The 18353-nt window shown below is 71.1% G+C and carries 14 protein-coding genes; 11 read left to right on the top strand and 3 right to left on the bottom strand.

Going from position 1 to position 18353, the window contains the following annotated elements; translation table 11 throughout:
- Positions 1-107: 107 nt before the first annotated feature.
- From drmA to OHB01_RS26790, 5 genes are all read left to right on the top strand, one after another.
- Complete coding sequence (drmA, locus tag OHB01_RS26770; protein WP_328854128.1) at positions 108-4028, top strand: DISARM system helicase DrmA; 3921 nt, start codon at positions 108-110, stop codon at positions 4026-4028.
- On the top strand, positions 4028-5944 hold the full coding sequence (drmB, locus tag OHB01_RS26775) for a DUF1998 domain-containing protein (RefSeq protein ID WP_142647620.1): 1917 nt from the start codon (positions 4028-4030) through the stop codon (positions 5942-5944). The genes drmA and drmB overlap by 1 nt, the downstream gene beginning before the upstream one ends.
- Positions 5941-6699 carry a DISARM system phospholipase D-like protein DrmC gene (drmC, locus tag OHB01_RS26780; RefSeq protein ID WP_260617252.1) on the top strand — a complete coding sequence of 253 codons (759 nt, stop codon included), beginning with the start codon at positions 5941-5943 and terminating at the stop codon, positions 6697-6699. Before drmB ends, drmC begins: the two co-directional genes overlap by 4 nt.
- A 41-nt stretch (positions 6700-6740) precedes the next feature.
- Positions 6741-8264, top strand: coding sequence for a serine/threonine-protein kinase (locus OHB01_RS26785; RefSeq protein WP_328854129.1), 1524 nt, complete (start codon positions 6741-6743; stop codon positions 8262-8264).
- A gap of 95 nt (positions 8265-8359) precedes the next feature.
- Positions 8360-10630: a GmrSD restriction endonuclease domain-containing protein gene (locus tag OHB01_RS26790; RefSeq protein ID WP_142647617.1), complete on the top strand. Its 2271-nt coding sequence runs from the start codon at positions 8360-8362 to the stop codon at positions 10628-10630.
- Positions 10631-10951: 321 nt separating this feature from the next.
- Here OHB01_RS26790 and OHB01_RS26795 read toward each other — a convergent pair whose 3' ends face one another.
- The 3 genes from OHB01_RS26795 to OHB01_RS26805 form a co-directional block, all read right to left on the bottom strand.
- Positions 10952-11683: a hypothetical protein gene (locus OHB01_RS26795; protein WP_328854130.1), complete on the bottom strand. Its 732-nt coding sequence runs from the start codon at positions 11681-11683 to the stop codon at positions 10952-10954.
- Between the two features lie 294 nt (positions 11684-11977).
- Entirely contained in the window at positions 11978-12583 is a 606-nt protein-coding gene (locus OHB01_RS26800; RefSeq protein WP_328854131.1) for a class I SAM-dependent methyltransferase, read from the bottom strand.
- 74 nt (positions 12584-12657) lie between these two features.
- The gene (locus OHB01_RS26805) at positions 12658-12861 is read right to left on the bottom strand and encodes a hypothetical protein (protein ID WP_328709807.1); all 204 of its coding nucleotides are present in this window, start codon (positions 12859-12861) and stop codon (positions 12658-12660) included.
- A gap of 600 nt (positions 12862-13461) precedes the next feature.
- Here OHB01_RS26805 and OHB01_RS26810 point away from each other — a divergent pair.
- The 6 genes from OHB01_RS26810 (at position 13462) to OHB01_RS26835 (ending at position 18351) form a co-directional block, all read left to right on the top strand.
- Positions 13462-14295 (top strand): metallophosphoesterase, encoded by an 834-nt coding sequence (locus tag OHB01_RS26810; RefSeq protein WP_328854132.1) that lies wholly within the window; start codon positions 13462-13464, stop codon positions 14293-14295.
- A 202-nt stretch (positions 14296-14497) separates the two neighbouring features.
- On the top strand, positions 14498-15529 hold the full coding sequence (locus tag OHB01_RS26815; protein WP_328854133.1) for a 3-oxoacyl-ACP synthase III family protein: 1032 nt from the start codon (positions 14498-14500) through the stop codon (positions 15527-15529).
- A complete protein-coding gene (locus OHB01_RS26820; protein WP_142647608.1) occupies positions 15529-15762 on the top strand; it encodes a phosphopantetheine-binding protein in 234 nt (77 codons plus the stop codon). Before OHB01_RS26815 ends, OHB01_RS26820 begins: the two co-directional genes overlap by 1 nt.
- Complete coding sequence (locus OHB01_RS26825; RefSeq protein WP_142647606.1) at positions 15759-16514, top strand: 2-oxo acid dehydrogenase subunit E2; 756 nt, start codon at positions 15759-15761, stop codon at positions 16512-16514. The genes OHB01_RS26820 and OHB01_RS26825 overlap by 4 nt, the downstream gene beginning before the upstream one ends.
- Complete coding sequence (locus OHB01_RS26830) at positions 16511-17593, top strand: alpha/beta hydrolase (protein ID WP_328854134.1); 1083 nt, start codon at positions 16511-16513, stop codon at positions 17591-17593. Before OHB01_RS26825 ends, OHB01_RS26830 begins: the two co-directional genes overlap by 4 nt.
- Complete coding sequence (locus OHB01_RS26835) at positions 17590-18351, top strand: thioesterase II family protein (RefSeq protein ID WP_142647602.1); 762 nt, start codon at positions 17590-17592, stop codon at positions 18349-18351. The genes OHB01_RS26830 and OHB01_RS26835 overlap by 4 nt, the downstream gene beginning before the upstream one ends.
- The last annotated feature ends 2 nt before the right edge of the window (positions 18352-18353 follow it).

Below are 18353 nucleotides of genomic sequence, written 5' to 3' on the forward strand. Positions count from 1 at the left end.
GACCAGCGATCGAGGGCAACCTTACGATCCGGCCACGCGTCATGCAGATGTTTACCAAGAGCAACTAACGTTGCGCCAAAGATCAGGCGAGGGAAGGACACCCCCACGTGTTCGATCGGCAGGAGAAGCTGTTCGCCGCAGGAGCCGACCAGGGCGACCTGTTCGGCCTGGGAGACGAGACGGCGGCGAAGCCCGCAGAAGAGGCGCGACGTCCGCTCGACCTGCCGCAGGACTTCCCGCCGGTCACGTCGTTCGAGGTCAGGGACGCCTTCCAGCAGTTGGTCGAGCGTGACCTGCTCGGGCCGTACGACGGCGACTTCGAGGAGCTGCCGCCGCGGTCGATCGGCCCGCGCGAGCGCTACCTGGTCGGCATGCTCGGCCCCAAGCCGTCGCCCAAGCGGGTCGCCGAAGACGCCGACGAGCTGCCGGACATCGAGATCGGTGCCGAGGGTGACGGGGCCGAGGGCGAGTTGCCCGACGTGCTGACGCCGCAGAACCTCGGGCGTCTGTGGGCGTCGTCCATGGGCATGTCGTTCGCGGTGCCCGCCGACCTCGACGCGCTCGCGGTGACCGCCCGCTGGGGTCAGTACGTCAAGGCCGAGACCCAGATCGAGGGCGCCAACGGCAAGTCGCGGACCGAACGCATCTGGGGGCGCAGGCCGGTCGAGCACCGCATGACGATTCGGCTCGACGAGCCCACCCAGAAGATCCCTCTCACAATGGAACGTGCCGACGAGCCCGGCGTCCTGCTCGCGGTCGCCGTACGGCCCCGGCCCGACCACCGGCGCGTCGTCGAGATGACGCTGGTCAACCAGCAGATCGAGCCGGACACGAGCGCCGACACCGCGTGGCTGTTCCAGCCCGAGCTCGTCGCCGCCGCTCCGTCGGACGGACCCGCGGACGTCTTCCTCCCGATCGACGACCCTCTCGACGGCGGCCGGGAGGACGGCGATCAGGAGGATCTGGAGGACAAGCACCTGCGACTGCTCTACCGGAACGAGCGCAGGTATGCCGTCGGCCGGAACGTCGCCGTACACGCGACAGTCGCCCCTGGCGAGCGGCGGGCGACGGAGCTGCGCACCACCTGGCTGCCGTGCCACGACGTGCCCGCGACGGTCGCCCCGGTGGGGCAGGGCACGCCCCTCGCCGGTGTGGAGCTGTCGATGGACGCCCTCGCGGACGCATCGCCCGAGGAGCTCGCCGCCGGGCTGACGCCGCTCGCGGACGGTTACACGGCCTGGCTCGATAAGCAATACCTCAAGATCCCCGAGCTGCCCGAGCCGCTGCGCGAGGCCGCCGAGGTCGCCGTCCTGAAGGCGAGGCGGGCCGCCGACCGCATCCGTGCCGGGATCGCGCTGCTCACAGAGGCCACGACCGACGGGCACGGACAGGCGCTGGCGGCGTTCAAGTTCGCCAACGAGGCGATGGCGCTGCAGCGGCGCCGTACGGCGATGGCGAAGCTCCGCGACGAACAAGGGCTGAGCTACGAGCAGGCCATGGCGGAGGTGGACGCACAGGGTGCGAAGGCGGCGTCGTGGCGGCCGTTCCAGCTCGCGTTCATGCTGCTCAACCTGCCCTCGCTGACCGATCCCGCGCACCCGGAGCGGGCCGCCGGCCACACGGCCACCGTCGACCTGCTCTTCTTCCCGACCGGCGGCGGCAAGACCGAGGCGTATCTTGGCCTCACGGCGTACACGTTCGCGATCCGGCGGCTGCAGAAGGTCGTCGGGTCCGGGACGGAGGCGCGCAGCGGCCTGGACGGCGTGGCGGTGCTGATGCGTTACACGCTGCGCCTGCTCACCGCGCAGCAGTTCCAGCGAGCCGCCGCGCTGGTGTGCGCCTGTGAGGTGTTGCGGCGCGATGACCCGGCGACGTGGGGCGAGGAGCCGTTCCGCATCGGCCTGTGGGTGGGAAGCGCGGTCTCGCCGAACTGGTTCGGCCCGGCCAGGGACCAGATCCAGGAGGCCAGGGAGTCCAGCCGCGAGACCAACGTTCTGCAGACGCTGTCGTGCCCCTGGTGCGGCGAGAAGCTGGCCTCGGACGTCAACCTCGACCTCGACGAGGACCGTCGGCGCGTGCTGCTCTACTGCGGGCGCGGCAGCGAGGGCGACGCCGAACCGTGCCCGTTCTCCCGGCTGGGGGAGAACCGCATGCTGCGGGCCCTGCCGTCCGTCACGAGTGATGACGAGGCGTACGCGCGGCGGGAGGGCCTGCCGATCCTCACCGTGGACGAGGAGATCTACCGGCTGACGCCCAGCCTGGTCATCGCGACCGTCGACAAGCTGGCGCAGCTTCCGTGGCGCGGCTTCGCCGGGCACCTGTTCGGCCGGGTGAGCCGGCGTTGCCCCCGGCACGGCTACCGGCACGACGACATGGACGACCAGATCGGCTGCGGTGGCAGGCACAACGCCAAGGGCAGGCTGCCCAAGGTCGAGAGCCGCCCCGTCGTCCGGCTCCGGCCGCCGGACCTGATCATCCAGGACGAGCTGCACCTCATCTCGGGCGCGCTCGGCACCGTGGTCGGCCTGTTCGAGGCGGCCGTGGACGAGCTGTGCACGTGGACCGTCGACGGCAGGCCGACAGGGCCGAAGATCATCGCGTCGACCGCGACGACCAAGCGGGCCGGCGCGCAGGTGCTCGGCGTCTTCGGCCGGGACGACCTCGCCGTGTTCCCGCCGCAGGTGATCGACGTCGCCGACACGTTCTTCTCCCGGCAGGTCCCGGTCACCCCGGAGAACCCCGGGCGGCGCTACCTCGGCGTGTGCGCGCACGGCGTGCGCCTCAAGCAGGCAGAGATCCGGCTCGCCGAGATCCTGCTGCTGGCCGGGCAGACGCTCTTCGACCGGTACGGCGAGCCCGCCGATCCGTACATGACGCTCGTCGGCTATTTCAACGCCACCCGTGAGCTGGCGGGCATGCGCCGTTACCTGGACGACGACGTCACCACCAGAATCCGCATGCACGGCAGGCGCAAGAAGCTGTCCAACCGGCTGCCGGGCCGTACGGACCTGCTGAACATCGTCGAGCTCACCTCGCGCATCTCCTCGGGCGACATCAGCGAGGTGCTGAAGCAGCTGGAGATCGGCTTCGACCAAGAGCTGGACACCTCGCGCCGCAGACGGGAGTGCCGCGAGGAGATCGCCGAGGTCATGAGGGAGAGGGACGAGTCCAAGCGCAGGCGAGCGCATCCGCTCGCCGATCGCTACCGGACGCTGCGGAGCCTGCGGTCCGCGCAGCCGCCCGTCGACGTCGTGCTCGCCACGTCGATGCTGCAGGTCGGCGTCGACGTGTCCCGGTTCGGGCTCATGGTAATGACCGGCCAGCCGAAGAACACGGCCGAGTACATCCAGGCGTCCTCGCGGGTCGGCCGAGACGCCGCGCGCCCCGGGCTGGTGATCACGCTCTACAACTGGTCGCGCCCGCGTGACCTCGCGCATTACGAGGACTTCGAGCATTACCATGCCACGTTCTACCGCCAGGTGGAGGCGTTGTCGGTCACGCCGTACACGGCGCGGGCGCTGGACCGCGGCACGACCGCCGCGTTCGTCGCCGCCGTACGCAACGTCGAGGAGGCGCACTCGCGCAACCGCGACGCGGAGGACGTGGATCTCAACGGCGATGTCGTGACGCGCTTCGTCGAGCGCTTCCTCACCAGGGCCGAGGTTGCGGGCAGCCCTCGCGGCAGGCAGGCCCTGGACGAGCGGCTGAGGATGCTGACGGACCTGTGGAACGCGGCGAAGCAGGGCTCGGCCCGGCTCGGCTACGAGCGCAAGAAGGGCAACGCGAAGGAGATCGTCGACGGCCTGCTCAATCGGGCGGGCAACGGCCGCTGGGACGCCCGTACGGTCGGCAACTCGATGCGGGAGACGGAAAACGAGATCAACCTGCTCCTGCCTGGGAACGACGAGATCTTCCTCGCGCCGTTGGGCGCACCGGAATGGGGCTTCCCCGGCAGCGCCGGGGAGACCGACGATGAGCCGGTGGGCGACGAGATGGGCGTGATCACCCTGGACGGAAGGGGCAAGTGATGGCCGCGTACTCCACCTATCGGCGCCGGGTCGGCGCGGTGCGGCCCAGCCACCTGATGTTCACCTCGGGGGTCGGCTCGCTCGTCGACCTGCCGAACTTCTCGGTGCTGGTGAAGGGTCTCGACGACTGGCAATACAGGGCACCCGAGGACCCGGAGAACAACCCCGCGCTCATCACCGAGCCCCGGCTCCTGGCGGCCGTGCAGTCGCTGCTCAGCAAGACCGTGCGTGAACTGCGCCCCGCGCCCTGGATGCCGGGCACCGACACGAACCCCAACGGTGAGGCGGCCAGGACCGGTGTGCCGGTCGTGCCGTTCCCGGGCTGGATGCGCTGCACCGCGTGCAACCTGCTGGCGCGCGTCGACTCCCGGGCGTTCGGCTTCGAGAACGACAAGCCGAGCAAGCCGCACGAGGCGAGGTTCTTCCACGAGTGCGGCAAGGGCAACAAGAAACGTCTCGTCGTCGGCGCTCGGTTCGTGCTGGCCTGCACCGACGGGCACCTGGACGACTTCCCCTACCTGGAGTTCGTCCACGAGGGCCGGCCGTGTGAGAAGGCGGCCAAGCCGAACCTGCTGATGGAGGACCGCGGCGGCAACATCGGCGCGAACGTGCGCATCGTCTGTCAGCGCTGCGGCAGGGAGCGAAACATCCGGCAGGCGATGGGCAAGCGCGGCCGGGACCAGCTGCCGCAGTGCCGAGGCCGCCACCCCCATCTCGGCACGTTCACGCCCTGTCAGGAGCAGCCGTACGTGCTCGTCGTCGGCGCGTCGAACCAGTGGTTCGCGCAGACGCTGTCGGCCCTCGCCGTGCCGAAGACGGGAGGGAGCGAGCTCGACACGCAGGTGGCGAAGTTCTGGGCCAACCTGGAGAACCTTCCCGGCCCGCAGATGCTCCCGTTCATGCGAACGGTTCCGCCGTTCTCGTTCGAGTTCGAGAAATGGACGGACGAGGAGGTCTGGGCGGCCATCGAACGGCGCCGGGGGGAGCAGGCGGCAGGGCAGGACCAGGGGCCGGAGAGCTACCCCGACCTGCTCACTCCGGAGTGGGAGATCTTCTCCAGCCCTGTGCTGCCGCCGCCGAGTGACGACTTCACCGCCCACCGGGCCCCGGACGGGCCCGTTCCACCGCTGCTCAAGGGCTTCTACTCCGACGTCGTCCAGGTCGAGCGGCTGCGCGAGGTGCGGGCCATGATCGGCTTCACCCGGCTCGACGCTCCCGACCCGGAGGACCCGACGCTCGTCAAGCGGGTGCCGCTCTCCCGTTCCAAGCCGGCCTGGGTGCCGGCGAGCGAGGTCCGGGGCGAGGGCATCTTCCTGCGGCTGCCCGAGGACCTGCTGTCGCGGTGGGAGAAGCAGGTGGAGAAGTCCGAGGCCCTGCGGCTGCACAAGGAGGCGTACGGCCGCTTCCGCGAGTATCGCTACTCCGCCCGGACCGGCCAGCCGTTCGACGAGTCGACCAGATACGACTACTGGCCCCTCCCGCGCTACTACGTCCTGCATACGCTGTCACACCTGCTGATCCGTACGATCGCGCTCGAATGCGGCTACAACTCCGCGAGCCTCGCCGAGCGGATCTACGCGGGGACCACGGAGGACGACAAGCGCTCGGGGATCCTCATCTACACGGCCGTGCCGGACGCCGAGGGCACGCTCGGCGGCCTGGTGTCGCTCGCCCAGCCCGAGGAGCTGGTGCGGCTGACCAAGCGGGCGCTCACCGGGGCGATGAGCTGCTCGTCCGACCCGCTGTGCTCCGAACGGCTCCCGCGTACGCCGGAGGACTTCCTGCACGGCGCGGCCTGCCACGTGTGCCTGTTCGTCTCCGAAACCACATGCGAGCGCGGCAACCGGTTCCTCGACCGGCGGTTCGTGGTGCCGATCGACGACCCGGCCCTGGCGATCTATCCCGAGTTACCGTGACGAGCGCATTCGAGAAGGCGGCGGCCGACGCGGTGGAGCGCATCGGGCCGGTGCACCTGCGGACCCTGGCCGACCGGATCGCCGAGGGCGGTCCGGCGGCCGGGATCGTCGACGCGGTGCCGCTGCCGGACTTCCCCGACGCCGCCCGCCGGGTGCTGGCCGGCCTGGCGTCCGTACGGATGTCCGCGGGAGAGGCCGCCGTCTACCTGCGTGGAGTGGCCGCCGGTTATGAGCGGCACCGGGCCACGACCACGGTGGAATCGGTGTGGACCGGCCCGGCGACGCACGCCGTGCCCGTTCGCTCCACGGCGCAGGTGTTGGTCGACCTGGTGAACGAGGCGTCGTACGAACTGATCCTCATGACGTATTCGGCCGCGGCGTACGAGCCGCTGCTCAAGGCCCTGAGCGGGGCGGTCGGGCGCGGTGTGACCGTGATGGTGGTGGTCGAGACGCTGCAGGGCGCGGGCTCGGCGCTGAACGGCCCGGAGCCCGCGCACGCGTTCGGCGGCGCCGAGGGCGTTCAGGTGTGGCACTGGCCGGTGGACGCGCGCACGGAGCAGGGGGCGAAGATGCATGCCAAGATCGCCGTGGCCGACCAGAGGGTGCTGCTGGTGTCGAGTGCGAACCTGACCCAGTCGGGGGTCACGAGGAACATCGAGGCCGGGCTGCTGGTGCGCGGCGGCACGGCACCACAGCGGGCCGCCCAGCACGTGGCCCGCCTGCGCGGCCGTGGTGTGCTGCGGCGTCTCCGATAGGAGGCGAAGTTCGTGAAAATGTTGCGTGAGACGAGGGTGTGGTGGCACAGGGAAAGATCATCGGTGGCCGGTACGAACTCGACCCGAACTCGCGCCGTAAGGGCGGGATGGGGGAGGTCTGGTTCGGCTACGACAAGCGGCTCGACCGGCCGATCGCGATCAAATTCATCCGCGTGGACCGCCTTCCGGACGGCATGCCGGACGACGAGCTGACCAAGCGTTTCGTCCGCGAATCTCGCATCACCGCACGGCTGGAGCATCCGGGGGTGCCCGCCGTCTACGACTGTGGCACCGACGGCGACGACCTCTACCTCGTCATGCAGCTCATCAACGGCAACCCGCTGACCGACCTGATCGCCGAAGTGGACCGGGTGCCGGTGGGCTGGGCCGCGGCGATCGCCGCCCAGGTGTGCTCCGTCCTGGCCGTCGCCCACGCCAACTCGCTCGTGCACCGTGACCTCAAGCCCGCCAACCTCATGCTCTGCCCCGACGGCACGGTCAAGGTGCTCGACTTCGGGGTGGCCGCCGCGCTGTCGCCGTCGGCGACCAAGCTGACCGCCACCGGCGTCATCATCGGCACCGCGGAGTACATGGCGCCCGAGCAGACCATGAGCGGCTCGACGAGCCCGCAGACCGACCTGTACTCCCTCGGCGTGATACTCCACGAACTGCTGGCAGGCGAGAACCAGTTCGCTGCCGGGACTCCGCTCGCCTGCATGCGCAAACACGTGGACGAACCGCCGCGGCCGGTGCGCGAACTGCGCCCGGACGTGCCCGAGGGCCTCGAACGGCTGATCCTCTGGTTGCTGGCCAAGCGGCCCGCGGACCGTCCGCAGAGCGCCGCGCTCGTCTACGAGCGGCTGGTGCCGTTCTGCCGTGACCTGTCGCCGCTGCCGGGTTTCGTGGACGGGTCCGCCGTCCATCCGGTGCGGATGTACGCGGCCGTCGTCGGGCGGGTCGCCGTGACGGCCACGAAGGCGCCGGCGGTGGAAGCCCGGGAACCCGGGCGACGGGTGCTGGGCGGCGAGGACATCCAGCGCGTACGGAGGGAAGCCGGCGCGCTCAAGGCCGAGTCCCGCTTCCGGCAGGCCGCCGAACTGCTGGTGGAGGCCGTCCGGTCCATCGAGCCGACGGACGACAGGGCGGTGGAGCTGCGCATCGAGCTGGCCGACGTGCTGTTCCTCGCCGGGGACTACCGGCGCGCCGCGTCCGAATTCCGTGGACTGGCCGCCGACCTGGCCACTCGCAGAGGTGAGGACGATCATCTCGTCCTGCGGTTCCGCCTGATGGAGGCGAACTGTTACGCCGCGCTGGGCGACACGGCGCTCGCTCTCGAACAGATGCGGCGGCTGCTGACGGACGAGGAACGGTTCGGGGTGGACGAGGACCGGATCCTTGAGCTACGGCGCCGCATCGGGCTGCTGGAACTCGGCGCGGGCGACCGCGACCGGGCCGGCCGGACACTGCGCGACCTGCTGCCGGACCTGGAACGTCGGTATGGCTCGGGGCACCCGAACGTCAGCAAGGTCCGGGAGTTGCTTAACGGCCTCGCCACGGCGCGCTGACCCTGGATCGTTACAAGACCGCCTGAAACTTGGGTGAGCTCGTGCCTACAGTGAAGTTCCGAAGATCGTCAACGGATTCACCAAGGGACGGACTGTTGGCCACGCTCTCTGTGCTCCTCCACCAGATCGACGACGGCACCGTGCTTCTCCCCGAGTTCCAGCGCGGGTACGTGTGGACCCGCGACCAGGTTCGCGGGCTCATGCGCTCGCTGTACCGCGGCTATCCGGTCGGCGGTCTGCTGCTGTGGGCGACCGAGCCCGAGATGGCCTCCGTCCGCGGCGCCGCGACCGGCGGCGGCGTGCGTCTCCTGCTCCTGGACGGACAGCAGCGGATCACGTCGTTGTACGGAATCATGCGCGGCAAGCCCCCGGCCTTCTTCGACGGGGACCCGTCCGCCTTCACCGGCCTGCGCTTCAACGTCGAGGACGAGACGTTCGAGTTCTACGGCCCGGCGAAGATGCGTGACGATCCACGCTGGGTGGACGTCACCCGCCTGTTCATGGAGGGGCTGGAGCCGTTCATCGGCGCGTTCGCGCAGCACTCGGACAAGTTCGCCACCTACATCGCGCGGCTGAACAAGCTGAAGAATCTGGAGAACCGGGAGTTCCACGAGGAGAAGATCACCGGCCCGGACAAGAACGTCGATGTCGTTGTGGACATCTTCAACCGGGTCAACTCCGGTGGAACCGCCCTTTCCAAGGGTGATCTGGCCCTGGCGAAGATCTGTGCGCAGTGGGCGCCCGCGCGTCAGGTCATGCGCGACCATCTGAACGAGTGGCAGGCCAAGGGCTTCGACTTCTCGCTGGACTGGCTGCTGCGCAACATCACCGCCGTCGCCACCGGCCGTGCCGTCTTCACGGCTCTCGACACCGTGACGGACACCGAGTTCGAAACGGCCCTGACGAGGTCGGTCGGATATGTGAACACCTTGCTCGGTGCGGTGTCGGGGCGGCTGGGGCTCGACCACGACCAGGTCCTCATGGGCCGATACGCGATCCCGGTCGTCTCCCGCCTGCTCCATCTCACGCCCGGCGGAACGTTCCTTGACAGTGCCCACCGTGACAAGGTGCTGTTCTGGTACGTGCACGCCGCGCTGTGGGGGCGCTTCGCCGGTTCCACCGAGACCATCCTGGCTCAGGACTACGACACCGTGGAACGATCCGGGATCGACGGCCTCATCGCCGCCCTCGAACGGTGGCGCGGCGGCAACCTGGAGGTCAGGCCGCACGACTTCGAGGGCTCGACGCGCGGGTCGCGGTTCTATCCGCTGCTCTACATGCTCACCCGGGTGCACGGCGCCCGTGACTTCGGCAGCGGGCTGGAGCTGCACGCCGAGATGCTCGGCAAGCTGACCTCACTTCAGGTGCATCACATCTTCCCGAAGGCGCTGCTGTACAAGGCCGGATATGACCGCGTCCACGTCAACGCCGTCGCCAACTTCTGCTTCCTGACCCAGAACACCAACCTCGCCATCGGAAAGCGGAGCCCGGAGGACTACTTCGCCGAGGCCGAGGACAAGCACCCCGGCGTCCTCGCCTCCCAGTGGATCCCGATGGATCCGGATCTGTGGCGCGTGGACCGCTATCTCGACTTCCTCGAAGCCCGGCGCGAGCTGCTCGCCCAGGCCGCCCAGTCCTTCCTCACGCAACTGCGTGACGGCGCCGCCCCCGTGGAGGCCGTTGGAGAGTTGCGTCCGGTGGCCGTCATCGCCGACGAGCAGGACGACGTACGGGCCGCCCAGATCAAGGCGATGGTCGAGGAGCTGGCACGGCTGGGCTACGCCGAGCCGGCGTTGGACAGCGAGATCGCCGACCCCGTGAGCGGCCGGGCGCTGGCGATGGCCGAGGCTTTCTGGCCCGACGGATTGCAGCCCGGCCAGGGCAAGCCGGTCGTCCTGGAGCTCGACCCCGAGGTGGCGGACCTGCCGAGGCTGGAAGAGCTGGGGTATGAGGTCTTCACCTCTGTGGATGCGCTGCTCGGCTACGCGACGCGCCGCAACGAGACCGCGGCGGGAGACGAGCAGGAGCCGGTCGCCCCACCGCCTACGGCGAGCAGCGGCGTGCACGCCGAGTTCGACGCCGCGATGCGGTCCGTCTACGACCGGGCGCGGAGCGAGGCCAACTATCACGCCTCCTATTTCCTCAGCATGCTGGCCGAGCATGGCAGCCTGGCGACGGCTCGCAGGCTGCTGCGCTCGCCGGCGGTGTCGGACGGGTTCGCGGCCTTGTGGGAGCGCGGCCGGCTGGACCTCACGGTCGAGGCTCTGGTCGTGCAGCCGAGGTTCGCGGAGTTGTTCACCCCCGCCGAGACCGAGGTCGCCCGGCACCGTCTCGAACAGTTCGGCTGGGGCGCCGCCGTCGCCTGACCCGCTGACCAGGAAGCCGTCGAGTAGGGGGTCAGTGCGAGGGGCGGGTCGAATCGTCTTTGTCGTGGATGAAGGTCGTGTGTGGCGAGGGACTCGGAGGCGCGTGCGGCGACGTCGGCGGCGACGAGCACGAAGCGGGCTTCGGCGTCGTGCTCAAGTCGGCGGAGGTCGCCCCGCTCACGACGTTCCTCGTGGCGGAGTACAGGAGGAGGTGTTCGGGCCTGTGCTCGCGATCCAGTCCGCCGACGACGAGGCGCATGCCTTCGAGCTCGCCGAAGGGACGCGATTCGTCCGGGCATCAGCGGGATGGACGTGGTGCCGTCAGGGATGGCTCGTCTCCTTCCAGGCGAGGAGCACCAGGGCGAGGGCGGTCATCGCGGCGACAGCCGCGAGCGCTATCCAGAACCCGGGGAGTAGTACGGTCCCGTCCTCGGGGGTTGTGACCTCGATCGGCATGAGCGCCACGACCACCCCGAGGAGCAGACCGCCGGCCAGGCGCCGGTTCACGACGAGCCCGGCCAGCACCGTCATGACCACGGCGCCGGCGGCCATCCCCACGATCAGCCAGTCGTACAGGGCCCGGCTCGGGTCGTCGAACATGAAGCAGCAGGCAACGTAGTCACGGCCCCCGAAGCCGACCACCGGGGTAGCCGTCTGCGGCAGCCAACGACCGGCCAGGTAGACCAGTGGCAGCACCCCGAGGAGGGCCCAGGCTCTGCCGTCCCGCCGCCAGGTGAACCGGTCGCTGCGGTGCCACACCAGGAGAGAGGCGGCCAGGACCACGATCAGGATCCACCAGGCCAGACGAAGCGGAAGACTCTCGATGATCACCGTCTCCGGTGGCGGCTTCCGCAGCGCCGGCAGGGCGCTGGGAGAGAAGGCGACGGTGAGGTGGGCGACCGCGATGCCCGCTCCCGCGGCCGCCGTCCGGGTGAACCACAACAGCCCGGCCGCGACGGCAAGGAGGAGAGGCGACAGCGAGGAGGCGAACAGGGTGGGATACCAGTTGTCCCGCAACAGGGGAGCGGTCGCGATCCCGACGATGTGGAGCACGGCACCCGCGAGCAGGGCGGCGGAGACGACCCGGTCGGCCGTCCGGCCCGGACGCGGCGGTGGCGGGGAGGCGGTTGCCGCCCCGGCAGGGCGTGCGTCACTTTCTTCCGCCCCGCACAGGGGGCAGACGACCCAGTCGGGAACGGCGTCGCCCCCGCAGGATGTGCACAGCAATGACGGCCTCAAGACACTCGGACACGACTCACCCGCCGGCGATGTACCGGATGCCTCCGCCCGAGGGACTCCGGGAGCAGCGAAGTCCAGACAGGACGGCTCGGCCTTCCGGTCGTCCTGTCAGGCCGGGCGGAGAAGTGCGACCAGGAAGCCGGAGTCGTCCCGGAACGGGCGCAGGTCCCAGGTGGACAGCAGCAGGTCGGGTTCGAGCCCGCAGGCGGCCGCGTCCGCGAGGAACTCGCCGAACTCGTAGCCGCGGCCGGCGCCGAAGCCGATCGCGGCCCGGCCGTCCGGCGCGAGGTGCGCGCGGAACCCTCTCAGCACGTTGCGGCGGGTGCTCGGCGCGAGGAACGTCATCACGTTCCCGGCGCAGACGACGGCATCGAACGGCGTGGCGATGCCCCGCGCGGGAAGGTCGAGTTCGGCCAGGTCGCCGACCATCCACAGCGGCCCGGGGTGGTCCTGCTCCGCGGCCTCGATCAGAGCCGGGTCGACATCGACGCCGACGACGTCGTGGCCGGCCTCGGCCAGCGCGCCGCCGACCCGGCCGGACCCGCAACCCGCGTCGAGGATGCGGGCGCGGCGCGGCACCATGGCGTCCACGAGGCGGGCCTCCCCGGCGAGGTCGTCGCCGGCGCGAGCCATGGAGCGGAAGCGCTCGATGAACCAGGTGGAGTGACCGGGGTCGGCGGCGACCTTCCGCATCCATATGCTCTCTTCGACCATGCCCGCATTCTCCCGCGCCGGAGGAGGCCATCGGCACCGAGGGGTGACGACCGGGTCAGGCGGCCGCTCGGGGGTCATTTCCGGATCATCGCCACGACGCCGACGGCGACGGCCCAGACGCCGATGAGCGACCCGATCGGGAACAGGGGGTCGAACCGGTCGGTGAAGGCGATGGTGGCGGAGGCGAGTGCGTAGGCCAGCCCGCCCACCAGGCCGAGCGCGAGCGTGACGCGGTTGCCGGCCGTACGGGTGAGCCCGCCGGCGACGGCGAGGAACACGATGCTCAGTGCCCAGATCGTGTCGATGATCGTCTCGTTCCAGGTCTGCAGCGTGAAGATGGCCGGCCCGCCGCGCGGGAATCGGCCTCCAGCGCGGCGAACAGGTGCGCGGCCATGCCGGTGGCGGGACGCGGCTCAGGACGGTGCTGCCATGCGGGTGATCGTCGCCGACGACGCGCTGCTGTTCCGGGAGGGGATGGCGCGCATCCTCACCGAGATGGGTTTCGAGGTGATCGGCCGGGCGCGCCACGGCGCCGAGATCGACGCGTGCGCCCGGATCCGCCCGCCGTGGTCGTCACCGACCTGCGGATGCCGCCGGGCTTCGCCGACGAGGGCATCGAGGCAACCGTGCCGGAAAAGCGCCGGGCCGTGGCCGAGGCCGGCCGTCTATCCGGCCCATGCCCTTGGCGCGCGGCCCGTGTCCGTGCTCCCATGCCTGTCATGGAGGGGCGATGACACAGTTCTTATGGAATTGTCCGGACGAAATCTCCGAGCCGCGGCGGGACCTGCCCATGGACCCGAGCGGGCAACGCGGCACGGCCCGCGCGCCGGCGTCCGTACGCGGGGCCGCCGAGGCGGGGGCGTCCGGGGAGGCCGCCGTTGTCTAGCGGGCGGCTCCTCGCCATCAGCGACCTGCACATCGGCTACCCGGAGAACCGGGCGATCCTGGAGGACCTGCGGCCGTCATCCCCGGACGACTGGCTGCTGGTGGCCGGCGACGTGTGCGAGATCCTGGCCGACTTCGAGTGGGCGATGCGCCTGCTGTCCGGACGCTGGGCGAGGGTCGTGTGGGCGCCGGGCAACCACGAGTTGTGGACGCATCCCCGCGACCCGGTCACCCTGCGCGGAGAGGCGCGCTACCGCCGCCTGGTCGAGGTGTGCCGCTCGCTGGGCGTGACGACCCCCGAGGATCCGTATCCCGTCTGGGAGGGCGCCGGCGGCCCCGCCGTGATCGCCCCGCTGTTCGTCCTGTACGACTACAGCTTCCGCACCCCCGGTGCGCGGACCGCGGAGGAGGCGCTCGCCCTCGCGTACGAGACCGGGGTGGTGTGCAGCGACGAGATGTTCCTGCACCCCGACCCGTACCCGTCACGGCAGGCGTGGTGCGCCGCGCGGCTGGAGGAGACCGAACGGCGGCTGCGCGAGCTGCCGGACGGCCTGCCCGTGATCCTGGTCAACCACTATCCCCTGGTCCGCGAGCCGACCCGGATCCTGCGCTACCCGGAGTTCGCCATCTGGTGCGGCACCGAGGCCACCGCCGCCTGGCACCTGCGTTTCCGCGCGGCCACGGTCGTGTACGGCCACCTGCACATCCCGAGGACCACCTGGCACGACGGCGTCCGCTTCGAGGAGGTCTCCGTGGGCTACCCGCGCGAGTGGAAGCTCCGGGCCACCCCTCCGGGCCGCCCGCGTCAGATCCTGCCGGTCCCGTGACCGGGCGGATCCCGGGGCGGCCGGCGGGGAGCGGCGCGCCCGTCTGCCGCGCGTTATGTCTCCCGTGCCCAAAATCTGGGGCTTAGTGCTGCTTTAGGGGCCGCGCTTAGCGTTCGTGCGGTGATCAGTAGATCCGGGTCACCATCCCGGCCGCGCCCGCGGAGCGCGCGGGCGGCGCGAACGCGGCTCGTTGGAGGAGCGCATGGGGGACATACCGGTACGACTACTGTCGGTGGGGACGGCACTGCCCGGCCCACCCATCGACACGGCCGCCCTGGCCTCGGCGTTCGGCATGGACCAGGTGTGGCGGCAGTGGGTCGACACGTTCATCGGGACCCGGACGCGTCACCTGGCGGTCGACCTGTCCACCGGCGAGCGGCGGGAAAGTCTGGCCGATCTCGGAGAGCGCGCCGCGACCCAGGCGCTCGCCCGGGCCGGCGTGTCCGCGGAGGACGTGGACGTGGTCGTGTTCGGCACGGCCACTCCCGACACGCTGATGCCGGCGACGGTGAACGTCGTCGCCGACCGGCTCCGCATCGACGGCGTGCCGACGTTCCAGCTCCAGTCGGGCTGCTCGGGGGCGGTGCAGACCTTCGACGTCGCGGCCTCGCTGCTGTCCACCGGCCGCTACCGCACGGCGCTGGTGATCGGCGGCGACGTGATCGCCAAGCACTACGACGTCAAGGCGGACCTGACGGCGCTGCCGCCGGACGAACTGGTCAACTACGTGCTGTTCGGCGACGGCGCGGGCGCCGCCGTACTCGCCGTGGGCGACCATCCGGAGGCGCCGATGCTGCGGTCGGTGCTCACCCGGCTGTCCGGCCTGGGCCGCGCGCCCGGCCAGACCCTGCGCTGGTACGGCCTGGCCGACCGCGACGGGGGCGAGGCGCCGGCCAGCGAGGACTACAAGGCGATCGAGGAGCACGTGCCGGTGCTCGCCGAGGAGACGGCCGACGACCTGCTGGACGACCTCGGCTGGGACCGCGCGGAGGTCGGCTACCTCCTGCCGCCGCAGCTGTCCGTCACGATGACCGCGAAGATCACCGAAAGGCTCGCCTTCCCGGCGGCCGAGGAGGTCTCCTGCGTCGCCGAGACCGGCAACAACGGCAACGCCCTGCTGTTCTTCCAGCTCGACCGGCTGCTGCCGGTGATGGCGAGGCCGTCGCGGGCGATCGCGGTCGCCATCGAGTCGAGCAAGTGGATCAGGTCGGGCCTCGCCCTGGAGCGTGTGTGATGCCGGCCGCGATCAGCCGGGCGGAGTTCGTGGACCTGCTGCGGGACGAGATCGGCCTCGCCGTGGCCGCGGAGGACCTGGGCCGGACGCTCGACGAGGTGCCGGGCTGGGACTCGCTGCACCTGCTGACCATGCTCGTGCTGCTGGAGAAGCGGGTCAGCCGTCCGCTGTCGCTGCCCGACTTCCTCGACGCCGCCAGCCTGGAGACGATCTACGAGTTGGTGAACCGATGACCGGGCGGCCGTTCCCTCCCCAGCGCAGGCACACGCTCTTCTTCCTCGACCAGATCCGCGACTTCTCGCCGGTCTTCCTCGACACGGAGGTGGACGCCACGGCGATCACCGCCGGACGTGAGCGGGCCCGCCGGGCGGGACAGCGCCGCTCGGTCGTCTCCTACGTCGTGCACGCGGCCGCCGGCGTCCTGGCCAAGCACCCGGAGGCCAACGCCGCGATCCACGGCGGACTCGATCCGGTCGTCGCCTCCTACGACACCGTGGCGGCCAAGGTCACCCTCGACAAGACGTGGGAGGGCCGCCGGGTCGTGCTCGCGACCGTGATCCCGGGGCTGGAGTCGGCGTCGCTCGCCGACGTGCAGGCCTGCCTCGACCGGGCGGCGGCGGCCGACCCCGGCACCGCCGAGGAGTTCGCCGGCATCCGCGCGCTGCGGCGGCTGCCCTGGAGGGAGGCGCTCGACCGGTTCCGCGAGGCGGCCGGGTCGCTCGATCGCCGGCCCGCGATCACCGGCACGTTCAGCGTCACCTCGCTCGGCCACCGGGCGGTCGACGGCTTCCACTCGGTCGGCGGAACCACGATCACCCTCGGCGTGGGACGGATCGCCGACCGCCCGGTGGCCAGGGACGGAGCCGTGGTGATCGCTCCGGTCATGCGCCTGTCGCTGGCCTTCGACCATCGCGTGATCGACGGCGCGGAGGCCGCCGACGTGCTCACCGAGATCAAGGACGCGCTGGAGGCGTACGAGGAATGAACGACCTGACCGAGCTGAAGCGGTTCGTCGTGGCGCACGCGATCTCGCAGGGCCTGCCCGCCGACCACTACGCGGCCCTGCTGGACCGCGTCACCACGGACGCGGGCGACGAGCCGGGCTCCTGGCCGTACGAGTGGATCCGCGCCGGCGACGAGTGGGACGCGGCGGGACAGACGGCTCTCGCCGCCCAGTACTACACCATGGGCCGGTTCCCGTACGTCGACGGCCCGGGCCGCAAGCGGGCGCTCGCCCGCGGCCTCGACGCGTTCGACCGCTGGCGGCGCGGGGTGCCGGGCCTGGAACCGGTCGTCGTGGAGGTCGGCGGGGTGCCGGTGCGGGTGTGGGCCGCGGGGCTGTCGGCCGAGCGGCCCCGGCCGCTGCTCGTGATGACCGGCGGCATCGTGAGCCCCAAGGAGCAGTGGGCCGCGGTGCTGCCGCAGATCGCGTCCTTCGGCATGGCCGGTGTCGTGGCCGACCTGCCCGGCGTCGGCGAGAGCCCGCTCCGGTACGGCTCCGACGCCTGGACCCTGTTCCCGGCGATCCTCGACGCGCTGGAGGACCGGGCCCGGGTGAGCGAGACGTACCTGCTCGCGCTGAGCTTCAGCGGCCACGCGGCGATCACCGTCGCGCTGCGCGACCCGCGGGTGCGCGGCGTGGTCGGCAACGGCCCGCCGATCCACGACTTCTTCACCGACGCCGCCTGGCAGGCGCGGGTGCCGAAGATCACCCGGGACACGCTCGCGCATCTCGTCGGAGTGCCGCCGGAGGCCGTGTTCGCCCATGTGCGCGACTGGGCCCTCCGCGACGCCGACCTGGCCGCGCTCACCGTGCCGCTCGCCGCGGTGACCGCCCGGCGCGACGAGATCATCCCGCCCGGCGACGTCGAACGCCTGAAACGGCACGTGCGGGACCTGCGGCTGGTCGAGCACGACGACGTGCACGGCGCCCCCTCCCACCTCGCCGAGACCCGGGTGTGGAGCCTGCTCGCGGTGCAGCGGATGCGGCCCGACGCCGATCCGGAGGTGATCGCGGCGCTGACCTCGGCCCTGCAGGACGCCCGCACGGGAGCGGGCCGATGACCGCCACCGCGCGGATCCGCGACGACTGGCTGCGCGAATACGCCCCCGCCGCGCCGGGCGCACCCTGCCTGGTGGCGTTCCCGCACGCCGGAGGCTCGGCGGGCTTCTTCATCCCGCTCGCGCGGGCCCTGGCCCCGGCGGTGCGTGTGCTCGCCGTGCAGTACCCGGGACGCCTGGACCGGCGGCGCGAGCCCGCCGTGGAGGACGTGCGCGTGCTGGCCCGCCAGGTGGCGGAGGTGATCGCCGGGGAACCGGACGGCCCCCGCACGGCCTTCTTCGGACACAGCATGGGCTCCCTGGTGGCGTTCGAGGCGGCGCTGCTGGCCGAGCGCGGTCTCGGCACGCCTCCGGAGCGGCTGTTCGTCTCCGGTGGCCGGGCCCCCGCACTCACCCGTGTGGACCCGGCGATCCTGCGGGACGACCGCTCCCTGCTCGACGAGGTGTTGTTCCTCGGCGGCACCTCCCGGCAGGTGCTGGAGAGCGCCGACCTGCGCGAACTCGTGCTGCCCGCGTTGCGCGGCGACTACCGCGCGCTGCGCGGCTACCTGCCCGATCCCGGCGCCCGGGTCCGCTGCCCGATCACCGCGCTCGTCGGCGACCACGACCCGAGGGTGACGGTGGCCCAGGCCGACCGGTGGCGGGAGCACACCTCCGGCCCCTTCCGGCTCACGGTGCTGCCCGGCGACCACTTCTACCTGACCAGACGGCTGGAGGACGTCGCGGAGACCGTACGGCGAGGGCTCGCCGTACCCGTCTGATC

This window comes from Microbispora hainanensis (genome assembly GCF_036186745.1).
Taxonomy (GTDB): domain Bacteria; phylum Actinomycetota; class Actinomycetes; order Streptosporangiales; family Streptosporangiaceae; genus Microbispora.

Bases quoted from the DNA above. Each gene is read 5' to 3' on its own strand.
- OHB01_RS26835 (WP_142647602.1), top strand. From the start codon at position 17,590: ATGACCGCCACCGCGCGGATCCGCGACGACTGGCTGCGCGAATACGCC.
- OHB01_RS26800 (WP_328854131.1), bottom strand. From the start codon at position 12,583: ATGGTCGAAGAGAGCATATGGATGCGGAAGGTCGCCGCCGACCCCGGT.
- drmB (WP_142647620.1), top strand. From the start codon at position 4,028: ATGGCCGCGTACTCCACCTATCGGCGCCGGGTCGGCGCGGTGCGGCCC.
- OHB01_RS26815 (WP_328854133.1), top strand. From the start codon at position 14,498: ATGGGGGACATACCGGTACGACTACTGTCGGTGGGGACGGCACTGCCC.
- OHB01_RS26825 (WP_142647606.1), top strand. From the start codon at position 15,759: ATGACCGGGCGGCCGTTCCCTCCCCAGCGCAGGCACACGCTCTTCTTC.
- OHB01_RS26820 (WP_142647608.1), top strand. From the start codon at position 15,529: ATGCCGGCCGCGATCAGCCGGGCGGAGTTCGTGGACCTGCTGCGGGAC.
- OHB01_RS26830 (WP_328854134.1), top strand. From the start codon at position 16,511: ATGAACGACCTGACCGAGCTGAAGCGGTTCGTCGTGGCGCACGCGATC.